This window comes from Curtobacterium sp. Leaf261, from assembly GCF_001422205.1.
GTDB lineage: Bacteria > Actinomycetota > Actinomycetes > Actinomycetales > Microbacteriaceae > Curtobacterium.
This window is the reverse complement of sequence record NZ_LMMJ01000010.1, coordinates 410469-430306: the sequence shown is the minus strand read 5'-3', so window position 1 is coordinate 430306 and position 19838 is coordinate 410469. Positions and strand designations below refer to the sequence as shown.

Below are 19838 nucleotides of genomic sequence, written 5' to 3'. Positions count from 1 at the left end.
TGTTCGCCGGTGTCCAGCGGGCGCTGGGGCGGGGGTGTACGGATGGTCCGGTGCGATACGTGATCATCGGAGCAGGGTCCATCGGCGGAGCCATCGCGGCCCGCCTCGCGATGCGGAGTCCGAACTCGCCGCTCGTCGTCGCCAGGGGTGGCCGCGCTGATGCGCTCCGGTCCGGTGGCCTGCGCCTCCGCACCCCCGACGAGGACACCACTGTCCGGGTCGACGTCGCGACGTCGCCCGAGGGGGCGGCGCTCCGCGAGGACGACGTGCTCATCCTCGCGACGAAGACCCACCAGGCGGACGAGGCGCTCCGCGAGTGGGCGGACGCGCCGGTCCACGACGGGTCCGGGGACGTCGTGGGGAGCGCCGGGGCCCTGCTGCCGGTGTTCACGGCGTTGAACGGCGTCGAGGCGGAACGGATCGCACTCCGGTACTTCGCCCGGGTGTACGGCGTGACGGTGTGGATGCCCGCGGTGTCCCTCGAGCCGGGCGAGGTGGTGGTCCGGATCGCGCCGACGATCGGCATCCTGACGATCGGGCCGATCCCCGCATCCGGGTCTCCGACGGACGACTCGATGCTCGAGACCCTGCGGGAGGACTTCGCGACGGCCGGCATCGACGTGTACCTCGAGCAGGACGTCATGCCGTGGAAGTACTTCAAGCTCCTGACGAACCTGTCGAACGGGCTGCAGGCGCTCCTCGGTCCGGACGCGTCGTTCCGGGACCTGTCGACGGCGCTCCGTGACGAGGCCGTCGAGGTCTACCGGGCGGCGGGCATCGAGTGGACCTCGGACGAAGACGAACGCGCACGCCGTGGTGACATGTTCGACAGCAGGCCGGTCCCCGGGGTGGAGCACGCGCTCGGCGGGTCCTCGTGGCAGTCGATCGCGCGCGGGTCCGGGTCGATCGAGACGGACTACCTCAACGGGGAGATCGTGCGGATCGCCCGGGCAGCAGGGGCCACGGCGCCGCGGAACGCCCTCGTGCAGCGGCTCGCCCGGGTCGCGGCGCGGGACCACGTCGAGCCCGGGACCCTGGGTGTGGAGGAACTCCGGGAGCAGTTCGCGGCACTGGAGTTCAGGCTCGGATGACACCACTCTTCGCGCATCGCACCACATGTGACCCGTGGTGCGATGCGCCGATGGTGGTGCCACTCCAGCGGGTCCGGGCAGTCAGTGCCCGGTCAGCGGACCCATCAGGCGCGCGGCCACGGACCTCCGGCCGGTGAGCTGTTCCTCGCGGTCGGCGATGTCCGTCGCCACGAGCCCCGCGTTCGCCCCGAGGAACCGCAGCGGCTCGGGCTCCCACTCCGGCGAGCGGTGGTTCACCCACGGCAGGTCCACGAGCGGCGACGCGACCCCGAGCACGAGGTCCGCGAGCGTCCGTCCGGCGAGGTTCGTCGTGGAGAGGCCGTCTCCCACGTAGCCGCCGGCACGCCCCACCGAGCCGTCCCACGTCACCGAGGCGCACCAGTCCCGCGGGACCCCGAGCGGCCCGCCCCACGTGTGCGTCACCGGGACGTCGCCGATCTGCGGGAACATCTCGCCGAGCGTCCGACGGAGGTGCGCGAACACCTGCGGGGCTCGGTCGTACGCGGGATCGATCGTCGAGCCCCAGTGGTACCGCGCACCACGGCCGCCGAACGCGAACCGGTCGTCGGCGGTCCGCTGCCCGTAGACCAGCAGGTGCCGGTAGTCGGAGAACGTCTGCCCGTGCTCGAGCCCGATCCGGTCCCAGACATCGGGCGGCAGCGGTGCGGTGGCGATCATCAGCGAGTAGAGCGGCAGCACACTCCGGCGGATCTGCGGGATCTGCGAGCCGTAGCCCTCGACCGCGATGACGACCGCGCCGGCGCTCACGACGCCGCGGGGTGTCACGACGCTGGCACCGCGCGGACCCGCGGATCCGGACGGACCCGCACCGGCCCAGGACGAGGCGGGGGTGCGTTCCGCGATCACGACGCCACGGGCCTCCAGGACGGCCGCGAGCCCGCGTGCCAACGCGGCGGGCTGCACCCGTGCGCAGTCCGCGTCGAACGCGACCCCGACGCTCTCGGTCGCGTCGCCGTCCCGCGCCGGTCGGTACGTGATCCGGTCGCCGTACCGTCCGGACTCGGTCGCCTCGGCGCGCGCGGCGCGGTCCTGGACCGCACTCCGCGCGTAGAGGACGGTCCCGCCCTTGACGAAGTCGCAGTCGATGCCCTCGGTGGCGACGACCCGGCCCACCTCGTCGACCGTGTCACGCATGGCAGCGCGCATCGCTGACGCGGCCGGGAGGCCCGACATGCGTTCCAGCGCCGCTCCCGACCGCGGGAACAGGGCTGAGCACCAGCCCCCGTTCCGCCCCGAGGCGCCGAAGCCGGCGATCTCCTGCTCGACGATCACGATGCGCAGGGACGGGTCGCGCTCGAGCAGTGCGTACGCGGTCCAGAGCCCGGTCAGGCCGGCCCCGACGATGCAGACGTCCGCGGTCGTGTCACCGTCGAGGGGCGGCCTCGGGGTCAGGTCGTCCCGGCCAGCGGTCACGAGGGCGTCGAGCCAGAACGACAGGTCGCGGTACGGACGGGTGGTGGCCACGGTGTGCTCCGTCGTCGTCTCGGCGTGCGTCGTCGTCGTCGTCGTCGCTAGATCTTCGTCCAGGCCTCGGACAGGACGCCCCGCAGGATGCTCGTCATCTCCCGGAACTCCGCCGGTCCGACGGTGAGCGGCGGGGCGAGCTGGACGACGGGGTCGCCACGGTCGTCGGCGCGGCAGTAGAGGCCCGCGTCGAAGAGCGCCTTCGACAGGAACCCGCGGAGCAGCCGCTCGGACTCGTCGTCGTCGAAGGTGGTCTTCGTCGCCTTGTCCTTGACGAGCTCGATGCCGTAGAAGTACCCGTCGCCGCGGACGTCACCGACGATCGGCAGGTCGAGCAGGGTCTCGAGCTCGGCCTTGAACAGCGGTGCGTTCGTCCGGACGTTCTCGAGCAGGCCCTCCTCCTCGAAGATGTCGAGGTTCTCCATCGCGACCGCCGCGGACACCGGGTGCCCGCCGAACGTGTACCCGTGGTAGAACGTCGTGTCGCCCGTGGAGAACGGCTCGAAGATCCGGTCGGAGATGATCGTCGCACCGATCGGCGAGTACCCGCTCGTCATCGCCTTGGCGCACGTGATCATGTCCGGGACGAAGCCGTAGTGGTCGCAGGCGAACATCTCGCCGATGCGGCCGAACGCGCAGATGACCTCGTCCGACACGAGCAGGACGTCGTACTCGTCGCAGATCTCGCGGACGCGCTGGAAGTACCCGGGCGGTGGGGTGAACGCGCCGCCGGAGTTCTGCACGGGCTCGAGGAACACCGCCGCGACGGTCTCCGGACCCTCGAACTCGATCATCTCGCGGATGCGCTCCGCGGCCCACACCCCGAACTGCTCCTCGGTCTCCCCCGCGAAGCCCATCTCGGCGGCCCGGTACCAGTTCGTGTTCGGCACGCGGAAGCCGCCGGGCACGAGGGGCTCGAACGCCTTCTTCATGTCCGGGATGCCGGTGATCGCGAGGGCACCCTGCGGGGTGCCGTGGTAGGCCACCGCTCGGGAGATCACCTTGTGCTTCATCGGCATCCCGCGGAGCTTCCAGTACTGCTTGGCGAGCTTGAACGCGGTCTCGACGGCCTCGCCACCGCCGGTCGAGAAGAACACCTTGTTCAGGTCGCCCGGCGCGTGGTCGGCCAGGCGGTCCGCGAGCTCGATCGCCGCCGGGTGCGCGTAGGACCAGATGGGGAAGAAGCTCAGCGTCTCGGCCTGCTTGGCGGCCTGTTCCGCGAGCCGCTTGCGCCCGTGCCCGGCAGCGACGACGAACAGTCCCGCGAGGCCGTCGATGTACTCCTTGCCGTGCGAGTCGTAGACGTGGTGCCCCTCGCCCCGGACCATGATCGGGACCTCGGCCCCCGCCTGGACACCGCCGTGCCTGGCGAAGTGCATCCAGAGGTGGTCCCTGGCCTTCTGCTGGAGTGCGTCGTTGTCGACGGCGGCGAAGGGGTCGTACGAGCCGAGGCGGGTGGGCTGCTGCATCGTCATTATCTGGTTCCCCAGTCGTAGAGCTGCTTGCGGAGTTGGAGGTAGACGAACGTCTCGGTGGAGACGACGCCGGGGAGGCTGCGGATCTGGCTGTTGAGCAGTTCGATGAGGTCGTCGTCGCTCTCGCAGACGACCTCGATCATGATGTCGAAGCTGCCCGCGGTGAGGACGAGGTAGTCCACCGCCTGGAGCTTCTCGAGTGCATCGGCGACGCTCCGGGTGTCCCCGCTGACCCGGATGCCGATCATCGCCTGCCGGTTGAACCCGAGCTGCATCGGGTCCGTGACGGCGACGATCTGCATCACGCCGGTCTCGGTGAGCTTCTGCACCCGCTGTCGCACGGCGGCCTCGGACAGCCCGACCGCCTTGCCGATCTCGCCGTAGGAGCGACGTCCGTCGGCCTGGAGCTGTTCGATGATGCGTTTGGAGATGTCGTCGATCGGTCCGGGTCGTCGTGGTGCCGCTGCCATGCCGGACAGCATGACAGCGGATCGACACCTGCCGCAACCGCAGACGAGTGAATTCGTCGCGTTCCGGTGGTTCCACAACGGATATCGTGGATTCCGGGCTGTCGACCTCGTGCCGTCTGCCTCTAGGATCGCGGACATGCGCACTCTCCAGAACTTCGTCGGTGGTTCGTCCACCACGGCCGACGCATCCTCGGCGATCGACCTCATCGACCCCGCGACCGAGGAGGTCTACGCCTCCGCTCCGGTGTCGAGCGCCGCGGACGTCGATGCCGCGTACGGTGCCGCGTCGACCGCCTTCGAGGGCTGGAAGCGGACGACCCCGTCCGAACGGCAGCTCGCACTGTTCCGGATCGCGGACGCGATGGAGGCACGGGCCGACGAGTTCGCGGACCTCGAGTCCCAGGACACCGGCAAGCCGCGGGCCTCGCTCGTCGAGGACGAGATCCTGGCGTCGGTCGACCAGATCCGGTTCTTCGCCGGCGCCGCGCGGAACCTCGAGGGGAAGTCGGCCGGCGAGTACATGGCCGACCACACCTCGTTCATCCGCCGCGAGCCCATCGGCGTCGTCGGCCAGGTCGCGCCGTGGAACTACCCGCTCAACATGGCGGTGTGGAAGTTCGCACCCGCCGTCGCCGCCGGGAACACCACCGTGCTGAAGCCGTCGGACACCACCCCGCAGTCCACGCTCCTGCTCGCCGAGGTCGCGGCGGAGTTCCTGCCCGCGGGCGTCCTGAACGTCATCGTCGGCGACCGGACGACCGGCGCGGCGATGATCGACCACCGGACACCGCAGCTCGTCTCGATCACGGGGTCGGTCCAGGCCGGGATGTCGGTCGCCCGTGCAGCGTCGTCGGACCTCAAGCGCGTGCACCTCGAGCTCGGCGGCAAGGCCCCGGTGATCGTGTTCGACGATGCCGACGTCGAGTCGGCGGTCGCGGGGATCGTCGCCGCCGGGTACTTCAACGCCGGCCAGGACTGCACCGCGGCGACGCGGTTGCTCGTGCAGTCCGGCATCCACGACGAGTTCGTGGCCGCACTCGCCGCGTACGCATCGGACAACGCGCGGACCGGTGCCCCGTCGGACCCCGACGTGCTGTTCGGGCCGGTCAACAACGCATCGCAGCTGTCACGGGTGTCGTCGTTCATCGACTCGCTGCCCGACCACGCGTCGATCGAGCTCGGCGGCCACCGCCAGGGCGACGTCGGGTACTTCCACGAGGCGACGATCGTCTCTGGGCTCCGCCAGGACGACCAGGCCGTGCAGGACGAGATCTTCGGCCCGGTCATCACCGTGCAGCGGTTCACCGACGAGGCCGAAGCACTCCGCTGGGCGAACGGTGTCGAGTACGGGCTGGCCAGCTCGGTGTGGACGTCGAACCACGGGCGGGCGATGCGGTTCGCCCGGGACCTGGACTTCGGGTGCGTGTGGATCAACACGCACATCCCGCTCGTCGCCGAGATGCCGCACGGCGGGTTCAAGCACTCCGGGTACGGCAAGGACCTGTCGGCCTACGGGTTCGAGGACTACACGCGCATCAAGCACGTGATGTCCTACATCGGCTGACGCGGGCCCCGGAACGAGCGAACCCGCACGTTCGTGCAGTTCCACCCGGGGGTGAACGACACGAACGTGCGGGTTCGCGGTGCGTGGGGGGTCAGTGCTTGCGGAAGTAGCCGTTCGCGCCACCGACGAACATCAGGATCGTCGCGATGATGACCGCGACGACGCCGATGATGCCCGCGACGGAGAAGGCACCGAACACGCCGAGGATCTGCAGGATCGCGAGGACGAGCAGGACGATGCGGGCCCAGTTGCGGCCGTCGCGCATCTTGAAGACGATGATGAGCTCGACGACGGCGATGATGATCGCGATGACCGCGCTCCCGACCGCGATCCCGGTGCCCATGTTGCTGACACCGGCCTGGTCGGCGGCCTGCTGGGCTCCGCCACCGACGAAGCCGATGATGCCGTTGATGATGCCGATCAGGACGACGACGAGCCAGATGAAGAACGAGACGGTGACGCTGGTCGGACGACCGGACGTGGTGTTTGCCATGGTGATGATCCCTCGGTGATGGTGTCTGCTGCGACAAGTGGAGGCGGCCCCGATGGACCGCCACAGTGCACCAGAGCGTAGGCCGTGAACTCACTGCGGGTTTCGTGTGGACGATTCCGGGCGTGTCGTATGCCTGCGCGCACAGCTGGGAGCGACCAGCATTGCTGCGGCAAACCGCAGCTCGAGTGGAACATGACGACGAAATCAGTCGCAACGGACCGCAAAACTGACGAATTTCGTGAACATCCTGTTACAGCACTTCCGGTTTCCGTCGCGACAGTGCCAGTATCGGGGCCACCCGAAACGGACGGGCCCTCCACGGTGACTCGACCGGGGACGACCCGACCAGGTGCGAGGAGGACACATGCCAGGAGCATTCGCCGAGTCCGGCGCCGATCTCGAGCTCGTCGGGCTCCGTAAGGAGTTCCCCGGCAGCGGGAAGACCGAGGGGTACACGGCGATCGAGGACCTGGACCTCACCATCCCCGCCGGCTCCTTCTTCGCGCTCCTCGGGCCGAGCGGCTGCGGCAAGACGACGACGCTCCGGCTCGTGGCCGGCCTCGAGGAGCCCTCGGCCGGGCGCATCCTCATCGGCGGCGCGGACGTCACGGACACCAGGGCGCACCAGCGCCCGGTCAACACCGTCTTCCAGAGCTACGCGCTCTTCCCGCACATGACGGTCCTCGACAACGTCGCGTTCGGCCTCAAGCGTCGGAAGATCGCCGACCCGATGGGCAAGGCACGCGAGGCCCTGGCGCTCGTCGAGCTCGAGCAGGTCGCGAACCGACGCCCGGCGCAGCTCTCCGGCGGCATGCAGCAGCGCGTCGCTCTGGCGCGCGCGGTGGTCAACCGCCCGGCGCTCCTGCTCCTCGACGAACCCCTCGGCGCGCTCGACCTGAAGCTCCGGCGCCAGATGCAGCTCGAGCTGAAGAGCATCCAGGGCGAGGTCGGCCTGACCTTCCTCCACGTCACGCACGACCAGGAGGAGGCGATGACGATGGCGGACACGGTCGCCGTGATGAACCGGGGGCGGATCGAGCAGATGGGTGCGCCGGAGGAGCTGTACGAGCTCCCGCGGACCGCCTTCGTCGCGAACTTCCTCGGGCAGTCGAACCTGTTCCCCGGAACGGTCCGCGGCACCGACGGCGCACTCCTCGTCGTCGAGACCCCGGCCGGCGTCATCGGCATCCCGGCGGACCGCGCCGAAGCAGCGGGCACCGCCGCGTCCGGAACAGGCACCGCCGGGACCCGGATCACCGTCGGCATCCGGCCCGAGAAGCTCCTGCTCTGGACCGAGGCCCCGCCGGCGACCGCCGGCCGCAACGCCGTCGGACCCGGCCGGGTGGTCGACGTCTCGTTCTCCGGCGTGAGCACGCAGTACCTCATCGCCGTCCCGGGTCTCGGCGAGATCGTCGTGTTCGCGCAGAACATGGTGTTCGGCCCGGTCGTCTCCCCGGGCGCCGAGGTGTGGGTCACGTGGCAGGTCGAGCACGGGTTCGGACTGGAGGCAGGGGCCTGCCCCGCACCGGAGGCGAGCGTTCCGGACAACGCGGCCCCGGGCCTCCAGTCCGACGCGGCGACGCGCGCGTCGCAGACCGCGGAGGCGGTCGCGTGAACGGCGAGCCGGAGACCACCGACCACGGCGCGTTCCGGCCCGACCTGGTCCGCGGGATGACCGAGCGGCGGATGAGCCGGCGGCAGCTGCTCCGCGGCGGCGCGGCGGTCGGCGGTGCCGCCGCGATCACTGCGCTGCTGAGCGCCTGCAGCATCCAGGGGTCGGTGGCGTCCCAGGCCGAGGACCCCGTCGACTGGACCGCGTACTGGCGGGATGCGAAGAAGACCGAGACGCTCAACTTCGCGAACTGGCCGCTCTACATCGACTCGTCGCACGGCAAGTCCGAGTCGATCGCGCTGTTCGAGCAGGCGACCGGGATCCGGGTCGACTACCAGCCGGTGATCCAGGACAACGCGAACTTCTACGCCACCGTCTCGCCGATCCTCCGGGCGCACGGCGCGACCGGCTACGACATCGTCGTCATGACGAACGGGTGGGAGCTCACCGAGATGATCAAGAACGGCTTCGTCGCCGAGCTCGACCACTCACGGCTGCCGAACTTCGCCGCCAACGCCTCCGACGCGGTGAAGAGCCCGAACTACGATCCGGGCAACAAGCACTCGCTCGTCTGGCAGACCGGGTTCACAGGCATCGCCTACAACCCGAAGTACATCGACCGCGAGATCACCTCGTGGGAGGACCTGCGGGACCCGGCATTCAAGGGCCGCGTCGGCATGTACAGCGACAACACCGAGATCGGGGCGGCCGCACTGCTGGCCATCGGCATCGACCCGGGTTCGTCGACGCCGAAGGACTGGCGGAAGGCGCAGGCCTGGCTCCAGAAGCAGCGTCCGCTCGTCGCCGGGTACTACGACCAGAGCTACATCAACCGGCTCGAGAACGGCGACACCTGGATCACGCAGGCATGGTCCGGCGACGTCTTCCAGGCGCAGCAGTCCGGGTTCCCGCACCTGGAGTTCATCACGCCGAAGGAGGGGCAGATGACCTGGCACGACAACATGATGATCCCGCGGCAGGCCGAGAACCCGATGGCGGCACTGTCGTGGATGGACTTCTACTACACGCCGAAGATCGCCGGGATCGTCGAGGACTACGTCAACTACGTCTGCCCGGTGCCGGGAGCGCAGGACTACGTGCGGAACGAACTCGACGACGCTGCGGTGGCAGACAGCCCGCTCGTGTTCCCGTCTGCCGAGGTGCTGTCGAACTCGCACGAGTTCCCCGTGTTCCGGAACTACGACGAGTACGCCGAGTGGAACAGCCTCTTCAACGCGGTGATCCAGTCATGAGCTCGGTGGTCCGGTCATGACCGCGGCGGTCCTCACCGGTGCAACACCCACGCGCACCCGGACACGTCGTCGGGGCACGCCGTACCTGCTCGCGGTCATCGGTGTCGCCTGGCTGGCGCTCTTCTTCGTGGTGCCGCTCGTCTCCGGGCTCATCGTGTCGCTCATGTCCGGGAACCCCGACGACGGCTACGCGTTCACCTGGAACTGGGGTGTGTACTCCGCGCTCTTCGTCGACCCGACGGTGCCGTACGCGACCTTCTTCCTCCGGTCGCTCTGGTACGGCGCCGCAGCGACGGTCATCACCATCGTCGTCGGGTACCCGGTGGCGTACTTCATCGCGTTCCGGGTGTCCGAGCGGTGGAAGAGCCCGCTGCTCATGCTCGTGTTCGTGAGCTTCCTCGTGTCGTTCGTCATCCGGACCGACATGTGGGCGTTCGTGCTCGCGTCGCAGGGGCCCGTCGTCACGGTGCTCCGGGACCTGCACCTCGTGACGAAGGACTTCCACATCCTCGGCACGTCCGGGGCGGTGGTCTTCGGCGACGCGTACAACGACCTGGCCTTCATGGTCCTGCCGATCTACGCGGCGCTCGAGCGGATCGACCCGCGGCTGTCCGAGGCAGCGTCCGACCTCTACGCGAACAAGTTCCGTGCGTTCTTCCACACGACGCTCCCGCTGTCCCGCTCCGGCATCTTCGCCGGGGTGCTCCTGGTCTTCATCGACACCGTCGGCGACCCGGTGAACTCCTCGCTCCTCGGCGGCACGAACACGTACACGATCGGCCAGGCGATCCAGGACACCTACTCCGGCAACCAGCAGTACAACGTCGCAGCCGCACTGTCGACGGTGCTGATGATCGTGCTCGGCATCATCCTCTTCCTCTACGCCCGGGTCGCGGGCACCGACGACATCGAGGACCTCGTATGACCGCCACCACCGCCGCCCCCGCCACACCGGTCGCGTCCTCGCACGCGCACGCGGACCGGACGGGAGGCACGGCCCGCCCCCGTCCCGCCCGTCGCCGCCGCGCCGGGTCACGCTGGGTGCTCCCCCTCGTCTACTGGGTCGTCATCGGGATCACCCTCGTGCCGATCGTGTACATGGTCGCGTACAGCTTCAACGACGCCCCGACGAACCGGCTCACGTTCGCCTGGAACGGGTTCACGACGTACTGGTACGCGAACCTGACGCAGGTGAGCGGCCTCGGGTCGGCGTTCCTCACCTCGGTCGTCGTCGCCGTCGTCGCCGCGGTCGTCTCGGTGGCGATCGGGCTCCCGCTCGCACTCTCCCTCGAGCGGTACCGGTGGTTCGGACGCGGTGCGGTCTCGACCGTCGTGTTCGCGGACATCGCCGCGCCGTCGATCGTCGTCGGCTCGGCGTCGCTGTCCTTCTTCCTGTCGATCGGGGTCGGCACCGGGTTCCTGACGATCCTGATCGTGCACGTCGCCTTCGACGTCGCGTACGTCGTGGTGGTGCTCCGGGCCCGGATCTCGGGCATGGGACACGTGCTCGAGGAGGCGGCGAGCGACCTCGGCGCGACACCGTTCCAGGCGTTCCGGCTCGTGACGCTGCCGCTGCTCGTGCCGGGCATGCTCGCGGCGGGGCTCCTCGCGCTCGCGATGTCCATCGACGACTACGTCATCACGTCGTTCATCGCCGGGCCGTCGGTGACGTTCCCGCTGTTCGTCTACGGTGCCGCGAAGGCCGGGATGCCGCCGCAGGTGCTGTGCTTCGGGACGCTCATCTTCGTGGTCGGGCTCGTCGTCGCGCTGCTCAACGGACTACTCAATCGTCGGTTCGCTCGGACCCGGGGGTCGCTCGACGCCTGATCGGCGGACGGCCGTCAGACGGTCGTGTTGACTCTCGACCCGCCACCCGGGGCCCGACGGACCTCCACCCGGTCGGGGATCCGCAGCTTGAGCTCCTCGACGTGGCTCACGATGCCGATCTGACGACCACCCGCCGAGAGCTGCGCGAGCTGCCCGACGACGCCGTCGAGGGTCTCCGGGTCGAGCGTGCCGAAGCCCTCGTCGACGAACAGCGTGCCGAGCTCGACACCGCCCGCCTCGGCCTGGACGACGTCCGCGAGTCCGAGAGCCAGACACAGCGACGCCGTGAAGGTCTCACCGCCGGAGAGGCTCTTCGGGTCGCGCGGTCGCCCCGTCTCGTGGTCGAGGACCGCCAGCGCGAGCCCCGTCCGACGTGCCCGCGAGGACGATTCCCGCTCGTCGGAGGTCTGCAGCGAGAACCGCCCGCCGAGCATCGTTCCGAGACGGCTGTTCGCGGCGGCGACGACGTCCTCGAACCGCCGCATCAGGACGTAGGTCCCGAGGGTGATCCCGGTCGGGTTCGATCCGGGGACGGCCGCGGCGATGTCGGCGAGTCGGACGACAGCTCTGCTCGCGGCCGACGTCGACTCCCTGGCCGCGACGGCGCGGGTGAGACCCGCCGCACGTGCTCCCGCAGCGCCGAGCCGGTCGGCGCTCGTGACCGCGGCGACCCGTGCGGCGTCGAGCACACCGGCGGCCGACGTCTGTGCCGCCTGCACGCCGGCGAGGTCGATGCGTTCCGCGGTGTCCTGGGCCGCGGCGACGACCCCGGGCTCGGCGAGCACCGACTCGACCACGGCCTGCTCGCGGTCGTGTCGGGCGATCCGGTCGCGCAGAGCGGCACCGTCCTGGGGCCCGAGCGCTGCGGCCCGAGCGCTGTCCGCATCGACGAAGTCGTTCTCGTCGAGGGCACGCGCGACCTCGACGGCCCGGACCTCGAACTGCGCTCCGGCCGCGACCGACACCGTCAGGACCTCGGCCACGTCGGCCAGGATCGACGCGTCCCGATCCACGAGCGCCACGGCGGCCGCGAGGGCGCCGTCCGCGGAGTCCCCCGCATCGTCGGGATCGCGAGGTGCGGAGGCAGCGCGGAACCCGCGGAGCGCACGCACCCGTTCGGCCACGGCCGCGGTGTCCAGCGCGATCGAGGCGGTCTCCGAGGTCTGTGTCGCCTCTGCTCCGGCTAGGGCGGAAGCGGTCGCACGCCGGTCGGACTCGAGCTCGGCGGTCCCCCGGTCGAACGCGGCGACCTGCGTCTCGACCTCCTTCCGCTGGGCGCCGGCGTTCCGGGCGTCGGCGACCCGCTGCCGGGCGAGCTCGATCGCCCGGAGCGCGGACTCCGCGGTCGCGTCGCCCACCTGCGTGGTCAGACGGCGGTGCTCCTCGGAGCTCAGCGCGTACTCCGTGGCGGCATCGGCGAGGAGGGCGTCGGCTGCGGCGCGGGCATCGGTGGCGGCCTGGACCGCGTCGACGTCGGGGTGTTCGTCGGTCGGCGCCGCGACGGCGGGGTGCTCGACGGCACCGCAGACGGGGCACGGGTCACCATCCACGAGCGCCGCGCCGAGCTCCCCCGCGAGGCCGGCCGCACGGCGTGTCCGGAGATCGGCCTCGTGTGCGATCGCGGAGCGGGCGGCATCGGCTGCTGCCCGTCGAGCGGCATCAGCACGTTCCCGCCGGTCGCCCGCGGCCTCGAGTGCCACGACGAGCCGCGCAGTGTCCTCGGCGTCCGCGAGCGCACGCTCCGCGGGACGGGCGTCCTCGGCACGGTCGGCGAGCGCGGCGGCGGCCGTCACGAGGCCCGCGCGTTCGTCCGGCCGTCGGTCGAGCTCGTCGGACAGCGCGGCGAGGCGGTCTCGTGTCGTGGTCAGGGTGTGCTCGCGGCGGGCCGCCGAGGTCCGCCGTTCCGGGAGGTCACGCTCGACGCCGACGAGGTGCCTGGCCCCCGCGACCGCCTCGCGGAGCGCTGCCGCGTGGTCGGCGAGACCATCGGCGTCGTACTGCCCCGTGCCGGACCAGATCGTGCCCGAGCCGCCCTGGCCGTCGCCGGAGACCGAGTCGGACGCCGAGCCCGGGCCCGAGGCCGGGCCCGAGGCCGGGTCCACGCCCGAGCCTGAGCCCGAGACCGAGCCGGAGCCGGAGACACCGACGGGCTGCAGCGCACGGCGGATCGTGGCCCCGTGCCGGTCGACCGCGGCATCGCGAGCAGCCTCGGCCTTCTGTGCTGCGGCACGCGCGGTGTCGAGCCCGGTGAGCATCGCGAGCACGCGCCCGGCCCGTTCGGCGTCGGCGAGCCGGGCGCGCGCGGCGTCGGTCTCGGTGTCGCTGTCCGCCAGGGCGGATCGACGGCGCAGGTACTCCCGGCGTCGATCGAGTGCTGCGGAGCGACGGGCGGCGTCCTCCGCGACGACCCGACACCGCTCGAGCGCCCCTGCGGCGTCGGCACGAGCAGCCTCGGCCTGCTCGGACGCCGCGCTGAGGACCCGGACGACGTCCGCCGCGTCGTCCTCCGTGAGCTCGGTGCGGCCGGAGGCCTCCTCGAACCGGCTCAGCGCGTCCGCGACGGCATGCTCGGCCTGCTCCACCGACGCGATCGCCGCTCGTCGCCGCGCTGCGAGCTCCTCGGCCGTCCGGACGTAGATCTCGGTGCCGAACAGCGACTGCAGCAGCGCCCGACGGTCCTCGCCCGGCGCGCGCAGGAACCGCGCGAACTCGCCCTGGGGCAGGACCACCGTCTGGACGAACTGCGCGCGGTCGAGCCCGACGATGCGGAGGATCTCGGCGCCGACCTCCGGCGCTCGGTCGGACAGCGGCTCACCGACGGTGTCGTCGGGTGCCGCGAGCCGGAAGAGCCGAGCAGAGGCCTGCTGCGTCACGGTGCCCGTCCCGCGCTGCTTCGGGCGGTCGTACGCCGGCGTCCGACGCACCCGGTGGACACCGGCGGCGGTCTGGAACACGAGCTCGACGAACGGTTCGGTGGTGGGCGCCGCGTGGTGGCTGTGCAGTCGGTCCCTGCTGGTACCGGAGGAGTCGCCTGCGAGCGACCCGTAGAGCGCGAACACGACGGCGTCGATGATCGTGGACTTGCCGGATCCCGTCGGGCCCTCGAGCAGGAACACCCCCGAGGCTCCGAGCGCCGCGAAGTCGACGTCGACGCGGTCCGCGAACGGTCCGATCGCCTGGAGTGTCAGGTGGTGCAGGTACATCAGCGCGCTCCTTCGCTGAGCGCGGCGGCTGCGGTCTCGTACGCGTCGCGGAGGAGACCGATCTCGAGTTCGGTGGGCGCGCCACCCGTGGCGTACGTGACGAAGTCGGCGGCGACCTCGACGGGGTCGGACGTCGCGGTCACGGCGGCGGCTCCGGTCCGGATGAGGCCGCCCTCCGGCTCGTGCAGGATCGACAGTGCGAACGGGAAGCGCTCCTTGACGCGCGCGTACATCCGGTCGGGGTGCGCGGCGTCGGTGACCGTCACCCGGACCCACGCGTCCACATCGGCCGCGAAGTCCCCGGACTCGATCTGGTCGATGGTCCCGCGAACATCGACGAGGCGGCGGGGCACCGGGGTCCGGACGAGCTCCACGGACACCGCGCCGTCCGCGCCCAGGTCGACGACGGTCACGGACTTCTGCTGGTGTCGCTCGCCGAACGAGAACGCCAGCGGGGACCCCGCGTACCGGATGCGATCGCCGACACCGACGCGCTGGGGGCCGTGCAGGTGTCCGAGCGCGACGTAGTCGATGCCGTCGAACACCGACTCGGCCACGCGGTCGACGCCCCCGACCCGGATGTCCTGCTCGCTGTCGCTCGGTTCCGCACCACCGACGAACGCGTGCGCGACGACGACGCTCCTGACCCCGGGACGCGAGGCCAGATCGGCCCGGACCCGCTCCATCGCAGCGCCCACGACCGCCTGGTGCGACCGGGGCAGCGGCGTCGCCGGGTCGGACGACAGCTCGTGCCGCACCATGTCGGGCGCGAGGAACGGCAGCCCGTACACGGCGACGGGTCCTTCTGCGTCGTCGAGGAGCACCGGTGTGCCGATCCCCCCGACGTCCGCGAGGATCCGGACGCGGTCCTGCATGACACCGGCGCCGAAGCCGAGCCGGACGGCGGAGTCGTGGTTGCCCGGCGTCACGACGACCGGCGCGACCGCGGCGAGTCGTTCGAGCGCGCCCGACAGCATGCGGACGGCGGGGACGGGCGGGATCGCGCGGTCGTAGACGTCCCCCGCGACGACCACCAGGTCGACGGCACGATCGCGGGCCAGGTCGACCAGGAAGTCGAGGAACGCCGCCTGGTGGTCGAGGAGGTCCGTGCCGAGCAGGGTGCGCCCGAGGTGCCAGTCCCCGGTGTGCAGGATCCGCATGGCAGCCCCCTCCGGCTCCGTCCGTCCGGACCACCCGGACGCCTGCCACGCTAGACGGGACGACGGACATCCCGCGACTCGGCGTGCGGAGCTGTGGACAACCGGCCGGGCGACTGCTCCGACTACCGCCCCTGCTTGTACAGCGTCGACACCTGTGCGGCCGTCAGCGCCGTCGGGTACGCGGTGACGTCGTCGAGGTCGCCCTTGAAGTAGGCGCTCGTCGGCGCGTTCGTCCAGGCGTTGAGATTGTCGTAGCCGATCCGCCACCAGCCCGAGTTCGCCTCGGCACCGGTGTTCGTGTTCGTGCCGACGCTGACGCCGTCGACGTACAGGGCCATGCCGGAGGACGACATCGTGCCGACGACGTGGTGCCAAGCGCCGTCCGTGACCACCGCGGGCGAGGCGATCGTGATGTTGCCGGAGTTGTAGACCCCGAACACGATCTTGCCCGCCGAGTTGACGTAGAGATGGCGGTCGTACGAGCTCGACGTGCCGGTCTGCGAGTTGCCGAACCCGACCACCTTGCCGGCCGCGGTGGAGGTGCGGATCCAGGCTTCGACCGTGAACGTCGTCGGAGCGGTGACCTTCGTCGCGCTCGTCGTCGTGATCTGGCCCGAGGTCCCGTCGAACGTGACGTACGGGCTGCTCCCGCAGGTCCCGCCGACCCGGGTGACGCCCGTGGACAGCGTGCCCGCGCGGCCGTTCGCGGACAGGTCCGACTCGCTCGTGCCGGATGCGGCACCGAACTGGTACGTGAACGACGGCGAGTTGGTCACGGTGCGACCGAGGCAGTCGAAGGTCGAGCCGGCGGCCCACGAGGACGTCGGGTTCACGGCGGTGGCCCCGAACCCGGCCGCGAGCGCCTTGGCCGGCAGGACGAGTCCCGCGCCGCCGGCGACGAGGACGATGGCGAGCACCGTACCGGCCCGGCGGAGGCGACGGGTGTGCCGGACGCGACGACGCGCCTCCCGGCGGCTGACGGTGGCGACGACGGACGGGAGGCCCGTGGTGGCGTCGACCCGCGCCTCCAGTCCGATGTCGGTCGCGTCGGTGCGGCCACCGGCGTCGGCGGTCGTCCCGCCGTCCGTGTCCGCGTCCGCGTCTGCGTCCTCGAGCCGGCGACGGAGCGACGCGTCGAGCATGCTGAGGAGCGCGATCGCGGCGAGGACCACGACGAGTCCGATGACCCGGAGGTACTCGCCGTCACGGAGCCACATGACGGGGAGACCGACGTACGGCACGCGGATGAACGCGACCCCGTGAACGGCGGTCCGCATGATCGGCGTCGAGTCCGCGGCGGGGTTCGCGTCGCCCTTGGTGATGATCTGGCCGTTCGACCCGGCCTTGTCGAACCGGTGCAGGCGGAGCTGCCCGGGCATGTCCGGGTCGTCGTAGAGGAGCACCTGACCCGCGTGCAGCGAGGTCTCGGCGACGGGGCGTGCGACCACGACGTCGCCCGGGTGCAGGCGGGGCTCCATCGAGCCGGTCATCACGGTGGTGGGGTGCCAGCCGATGACCGCCGGAGCAGCAGCCCAGAGCGCCATGCCGAGCAGGGTCGCGATGACGCCGCGAGCGAGCGTCGCGACGATGATCCTGGACCAGTCACGGACGTCCCGCATCGTGCTCGACGGCAGGGACACCGTGGGGAGCTCGATGCGGGACGTGGTCATGACTGCCTTCTCGGGAGGAGTGGTGCGGGGTGGAGCGGTTCAGCTGTACTCAGCTGCTTCAGCTGTTCTGGGCCTCCCAGGTGAGACCGAGGGCCGCGGTGCCGGCCTGCGCCGAGTTCGGGGCCGTCGAGGACACCGTGTAGCTGATCTGGTAGACGCGGGACTCCGAGGCGGTGCCGGTCGGGGTCCAGGTGCCGACGCCGTTGCTGTAGTTCGTGTAGGTGTTGCCGAAGTTCAGCAGGGTGCCGGTGTACAGCGAGCTGCCGGAGGCGAGCGGGGTGAAGCCGGTGCAGGAGCCGAAGCCGCCGCCGGTGCCCTGGACGACCGAGATGTTGATGTAGGAGGAGAACGCGTTCGTCGTCGCGGCGGCGGTGCCGTAGAGCTTGACGGCCGAGGCGAGCGAGCCGGTCGAGGTGACCGTGATGCAGTTCGAGCCGGTCGAGCCCGGCTTGAGGCCGGTCGCCGTGAACATCGCCGAGTTCGCGTCGTCGTCGGTGAGGGCGACGGTGCCGGCGGTCCAGTTGTTCGTCGGGTTCACCGTGGTGGCGGAGAAGGCCGAGTAGGAGGCGGTGGAGACGACGATGCCCGAGGCGATGAGCGCTGCGGGGATGGCGATCCAGGCGGCGAGCTTCGCGGCGCGGGGCGTGACACGGGACATGGCGGTACTCCAGAGGAAGAGGGGGTCTGATCGAGAAGGCGGCCAGCGGCGGGAACCGGGCTGCGGTTGGTACGACGATCAAGTTACTTGCGCGTCGAGTTGCTCACAAGCCGTGCGACACCCCCACTGGTGGGGGTACCTCGATCATCGAGTAACTTGCACTTCGAGCAGTATGCTCAGCGAGTGGCACGATCCGTGGCACATGCCCCACCTCCGATCGCAGGATGCGGTCCGACCGAAGAGATGCCCATGACGGACACCCTTGTTGCCCCTGACACCGCGATGGACACGACGTCCTCCCGCGATGTCGCCTCCCCCACCGACGGCGATGCGCTCGACCGGCTCCTGCAGTCCTTCCGCGTGCTGCAGCTCCACCACGCGCACGTGCTGCACCACGAGGCGGTGCGACGCGGGCTCAACGAGACGGACCTCCGCCTGGTGTTCTTCCTCGGCGTCAACACGTGCGGCGGCGTCACCCCGAAGCAGGCCGGCGAGTACCTCGAGCTCTCCACCGGAGCCGTGACGAGCCTCGTCGACCGGCTCGAGCGCCACGGGCACCTCGAGCGTCAGCCGAACCCGGCCGACCGCCGCAGCGTCCTCATCCAGCTCACCGACTCCGGCCGTGAGATCGCCGCAACCATCGGCGGGGTCTACCGGTCGGTCTTCAGCCAGTCGATCCCCGCCGAGCACCTGCTCGCACTCGCTGCCGGGTTCGACCAGATGAGCGCCGCCCTGGCGCGCGTGACCAGCGTCCCCGCGCCCTGCGAATGACCGGCACGACGGCACCGGCCACGGCCACGGCACCGGCCCCGGCCCCCGCCACGGCTCCGGCGGAGGCGTCGATCGACGCGGCCATCGAGGTCTACCGGCGACTCCAGCTCCACCACGCTCGACTCACGCAGGAGCTCGCGACCGCCCGGAGCATCAACCACACCGACCTGCGGTTCCTGTTCTACCTCGCGGCCCAGCCGGACGAGGGTGTCCTCCCGAAGACCGTGACCCGGTACCTGGGGCTCACGACGGGCGCCACGACGAGCCTGGTCGACCGGCTCGAGGACCGCGGGTACGTCGAGCGCGTCCCGAACCCCGAGGACCGTCGGAGCGTCTACGTGACGATCACCCCGACCGGCGTCGAGCTCGTCGACGACGTCAAGGTGACCTTCCGCGATGCGTTCGCGGAGGCGATCCCGGCGGATCGCCTCGATGCGTTCACCGCCATGCTCGCCGCGGTCGACGCCGCACTCGTCGCACGCAGCGACCTCCGACCCTGACCGGGGTCGGCGTGCGGGGATAGCGTGGCGGCATGACCCCCACCGAACTGCTCATCGAGTCCTTCTCACGCATCCCGGACACGGTCGAACGCGCCGTCACAGGGCTGTCGAAGGACCAGCTGGCATCGCGTCCGTCCGCCGGAGCGAACACCCTCGCGTGGCTCGCCTGGCACATCGCCCGCGGGCAGGACGTGCAGATCGCGGGGTTGGCCGACAGCGAGCAGGTGTGGACCTCCGGCGGATGGTACGACCGCTTCGGCCTGCCGTTCCCGGCCGAGGCCCTCGGCTACGGCATGACGCGCGACGACGTCGGCCGGGTCCGCGTCTCCGCTGACGACCTCGTCGGGTACCTCCGTGCGGTGCACGCTCGGACCGTCGAGGTGCTCTCCGGCATGTCCGAGGCAGACCTCGACGCCGTCGTGGACGACGCCTGGGACCCGCCCGTCACCGCCGGAGTCCGGCTCGCGAGCATCCTCGACGACTGTGTCCAGCACGCTGGACAGGCCGGGTACGTCCGGGGGCTGCTCTTCTTCTGAGACCGCGCCCCGTCGACGACGTGAGCTGAACACAGACAGACGGGAGGCCCGGTACCGGCTGGTACCGGGC

General features: G+C 70.7%; 17 protein-coding genes. 9 read left to right on the top strand and 8 right to left on the bottom strand.

The window, feature by feature from the left end; all coding sequences use genetic code 11:
• The first annotated feature begins 50 nt into the window (after positions 1-50).
• Positions 51-1091 (top strand): ketopantoate reductase family protein, encoded by a 1041-nt coding sequence (locus tag ASF23_RS15235; RefSeq protein ID WP_162236776.1) that lies wholly within the window; start codon positions 51-53, stop codon positions 1089-1091.
• 81 nt (positions 1092-1172) lie between these two features.
• Here the strand turns inward: ASF23_RS15235 and ASF23_RS15230 are convergent, their stop codons facing one another.
• Genes ASF23_RS15230 through ASF23_RS15220 form a run of 3 tightly spaced genes read right to left on the bottom strand, consistent with a single transcriptional unit; the run spans position 1173 to position 4521 of the window.
• Positions 1173-2576: an NAD(P)/FAD-dependent oxidoreductase gene (locus tag ASF23_RS15230; RefSeq protein ID WP_055955472.1), complete on the bottom strand. Its 1404-nt coding sequence runs from the start codon at positions 2574-2576 to the stop codon at positions 1173-1175.
• A gap of 47 nt (positions 2577-2623) precedes the next feature.
• The gene (locus ASF23_RS15225; protein WP_055955592.1) at positions 2624-4045 is read right to left on the bottom strand and encodes an aspartate aminotransferase family protein; all 1422 of its coding nucleotides are present in this window, start codon (positions 4043-4045) and stop codon (positions 2624-2626) included.
• Between the two features lie 5 nt (positions 4046-4050).
• Positions 4051-4521: an Lrp/AsnC family transcriptional regulator gene (locus tag ASF23_RS15220; RefSeq protein ID WP_156364551.1), complete on the bottom strand. Its 471-nt coding sequence runs from the start codon at positions 4519-4521 to the stop codon at positions 4051-4053.
• Positions 4522-4657: 136 nt separating this feature from the next.
• Between ASF23_RS15220 and ASF23_RS15215 the strand changes: the two genes are divergently transcribed.
• Positions 4658-6085 (top strand): gamma-aminobutyraldehyde dehydrogenase, encoded by a 1428-nt coding sequence (locus tag ASF23_RS15215; RefSeq protein ID WP_055955467.1) that lies wholly within the window; start codon positions 4658-4660, stop codon positions 6083-6085.
• 91 nt (positions 6086-6176) lie between these two features.
• Here the strand turns inward: ASF23_RS15215 and ASF23_RS15210 are convergent, their stop codons facing one another.
• Positions 6177-6578: a hypothetical protein gene (locus ASF23_RS15210; protein WP_055955464.1), complete on the bottom strand. Its 402-nt coding sequence runs from the start codon at positions 6576-6578 to the stop codon at positions 6177-6179.
• Positions 6579-6942: 364 nt separating this feature from the next.
• Here ASF23_RS15210 and ASF23_RS15205 point away from each other — a divergent pair, with 364 nt between their 5' ends.
• From ASF23_RS15205 to ASF23_RS15190, 4 genes are read left to right on the top strand one after another with little or no spacing between them, the layout of a single operon-like run.
• Positions 6943-8193: an ABC transporter ATP-binding protein gene (locus ASF23_RS15205; protein ID WP_082474211.1), complete on the top strand. Its 1251-nt coding sequence runs from the start codon at positions 6943-6945 to the stop codon at positions 8191-8193.
• Positions 8190-9443 carry an ABC transporter substrate-binding protein gene (locus ASF23_RS15200; RefSeq protein WP_200919373.1) on the top strand — a complete coding sequence of 418 codons (1254 nt, stop codon included), beginning with the start codon at positions 8190-8192 and terminating at the stop codon, positions 9441-9443. The genes ASF23_RS15205 and ASF23_RS15200 overlap by 4 nt, the downstream gene beginning before the upstream one ends.
• A 16-nt stretch (positions 9444-9459) precedes the next feature.
• Positions 9460-10368 (top strand): ABC transporter permease, encoded by a 909-nt coding sequence (locus ASF23_RS15195; protein ID WP_055955462.1) that lies wholly within the window; start codon positions 9460-9462, stop codon positions 10366-10368.
• Complete coding sequence (locus tag ASF23_RS15190) at positions 10365-11270, top strand: ABC transporter permease (protein WP_082474210.1); 906 nt, start codon at positions 10365-10367, stop codon at positions 11268-11270. Before ASF23_RS15195 ends, ASF23_RS15190 begins: the two co-directional genes overlap by 4 nt.
• Before the next feature lie 14 nt (positions 11271-11284).
• On the opposite strand, the gene ASF23_RS15185 is transcribed toward ASF23_RS15190, so the two are convergent.
• The 4 genes from ASF23_RS15185 to ASF23_RS15170 form a co-directional block, all read right to left on the bottom strand.
• Positions 11285-14473: an AAA family ATPase gene (locus tag ASF23_RS15185; protein WP_055955459.1), complete on the bottom strand. Its 3189-nt coding sequence runs from the start codon at positions 14471-14473 to the stop codon at positions 11285-11287.
• Positions 14473-15633, bottom strand: coding sequence for an exonuclease SbcCD subunit D (locus tag ASF23_RS15180; RefSeq protein WP_055955456.1), 1161 nt, complete (start codon positions 15631-15633; stop codon positions 14473-14475). Before ASF23_RS15180 ends, ASF23_RS15185 begins: the two co-directional genes overlap by 1 nt.
• Before the next feature lie 122 nt (positions 15634-15755).
• Entirely contained in the window at positions 15756-17303 is a 1548-nt protein-coding gene (locus ASF23_RS15175) for a signal peptidase I (RefSeq protein ID WP_055955453.1), read from the bottom strand.
• A gap of 58 nt (positions 17304-17361) precedes the next feature.
• Complete coding sequence (locus tag ASF23_RS15170; RefSeq protein WP_055955450.1) at positions 17362-17961, bottom strand: hypothetical protein; 600 nt, start codon at positions 17959-17961, stop codon at positions 17362-17364.
• A 249-nt stretch (positions 17962-18210) separates the two neighbouring features.
• On the opposite strand from ASF23_RS15170, the gene ASF23_RS15165 reads away from it, so the two are divergent.
• From ASF23_RS15165 to ASF23_RS15155, 3 genes are read left to right on the top strand one after another with little or no spacing between them, the layout of a single operon-like run.
• Positions 18211-18732, top strand: coding sequence for a MarR family winged helix-turn-helix transcriptional regulator (locus ASF23_RS15165; protein WP_156364550.1), 522 nt, complete (start codon positions 18211-18213; stop codon positions 18730-18732).
• Entirely contained in the window at positions 18729-19232 is a 504-nt protein-coding gene (locus ASF23_RS15160; protein ID WP_055955442.1) for a MarR family winged helix-turn-helix transcriptional regulator, read from the top strand. The genes ASF23_RS15165 and ASF23_RS15160 overlap by 4 nt, the downstream gene beginning before the upstream one ends.
• 32 nt (positions 19233-19264) lie before the next feature.
• Complete coding sequence (locus ASF23_RS15155) at positions 19265-19768, top strand: mycothiol transferase (protein ID WP_055955439.1); 504 nt, start codon at positions 19265-19267, stop codon at positions 19766-19768.
• The last annotated feature ends 70 nt before the right edge of the window (positions 19769-19838 follow it).

What these genes read in the sequence shown, in the direction of transcription:
- ASF23_RS15155 (WP_055955439.1), top strand. Translation starts at nt 19,265, where the DNA reads ATGACCCCCACCGAACTGCTCATCGAGTCCTTCTCACGCATCCCGGAC.
- ASF23_RS15160 (WP_055955442.1), top strand. Translation starts at nt 18,729, where the DNA reads ATGACCGGCACGACGGCACCGGCCACGGCCACGGCACCGGCCCCGGCC.
- ASF23_RS15175 (WP_055955453.1), bottom strand. Translation starts at nt 17,303, where the DNA reads ATGACCACGTCCCGCATCGAGCTCCCCACGGTGTCCCTGCCGTCGAGC.
- ASF23_RS15225 (WP_055955592.1), bottom strand. Translation starts at nt 4,045, where the DNA reads ATGCAGCAGCCCACCCGCCTCGGCTCGTACGACCCCTTCGCCGCCGTC.
- ASF23_RS15190 (WP_082474210.1), top strand. Translation starts at nt 10,365, where the DNA reads ATGACCGCCACCACCGCCGCCCCCGCCACACCGGTCGCGTCCTCGCAC.
- ASF23_RS15185 (WP_055955459.1), bottom strand. Translation starts at nt 14,473, where the DNA reads ATGTACCTGCACCACCTGACACTCCAGGCGATCGGACCGTTCGCGGAC.
- ASF23_RS15180 (WP_055955456.1), bottom strand. Translation starts at nt 15,633, where the DNA reads ATGCGGATCCTGCACACCGGGGACTGGCACCTCGGGCGCACCCTGCTC.
- ASF23_RS15210 (WP_055955464.1), bottom strand. Translation starts at nt 6,578, where the DNA reads ATGGCAAACACCACGTCCGGTCGTCCGACCAGCGTCACCGTCTCGTTC.
- ASF23_RS15205 (WP_082474211.1), top strand. Translation starts at nt 6,943, where the DNA reads ATGCCAGGAGCATTCGCCGAGTCCGGCGCCGATCTCGAGCTCGTCGGG.
- ASF23_RS15165 (WP_156364550.1), top strand. Translation starts at nt 18,211, where the DNA reads ATGACGGACACCCTTGTTGCCCCTGACACCGCGATGGACACGACGTCC.
- ASF23_RS15220 (WP_156364551.1), bottom strand. Translation starts at nt 4,521, where the DNA reads ATGGCAGCGGCACCACGACGACCCGGACCGATCGACGACATCTCCAAA.
- ASF23_RS15170 (WP_055955450.1), bottom strand. Translation starts at nt 17,961, where the DNA reads ATGTCCCGTGTCACGCCCCGCGCCGCGAAGCTCGCCGCCTGGATCGCC.
- ASF23_RS15215 (WP_055955467.1), top strand. Translation starts at nt 4,658, where the DNA reads ATGCGCACTCTCCAGAACTTCGTCGGTGGTTCGTCCACCACGGCCGAC.
- ASF23_RS15195 (WP_055955462.1), top strand. Translation starts at nt 9,460, where the DNA reads ATGACCGCGGCGGTCCTCACCGGTGCAACACCCACGCGCACCCGGACA.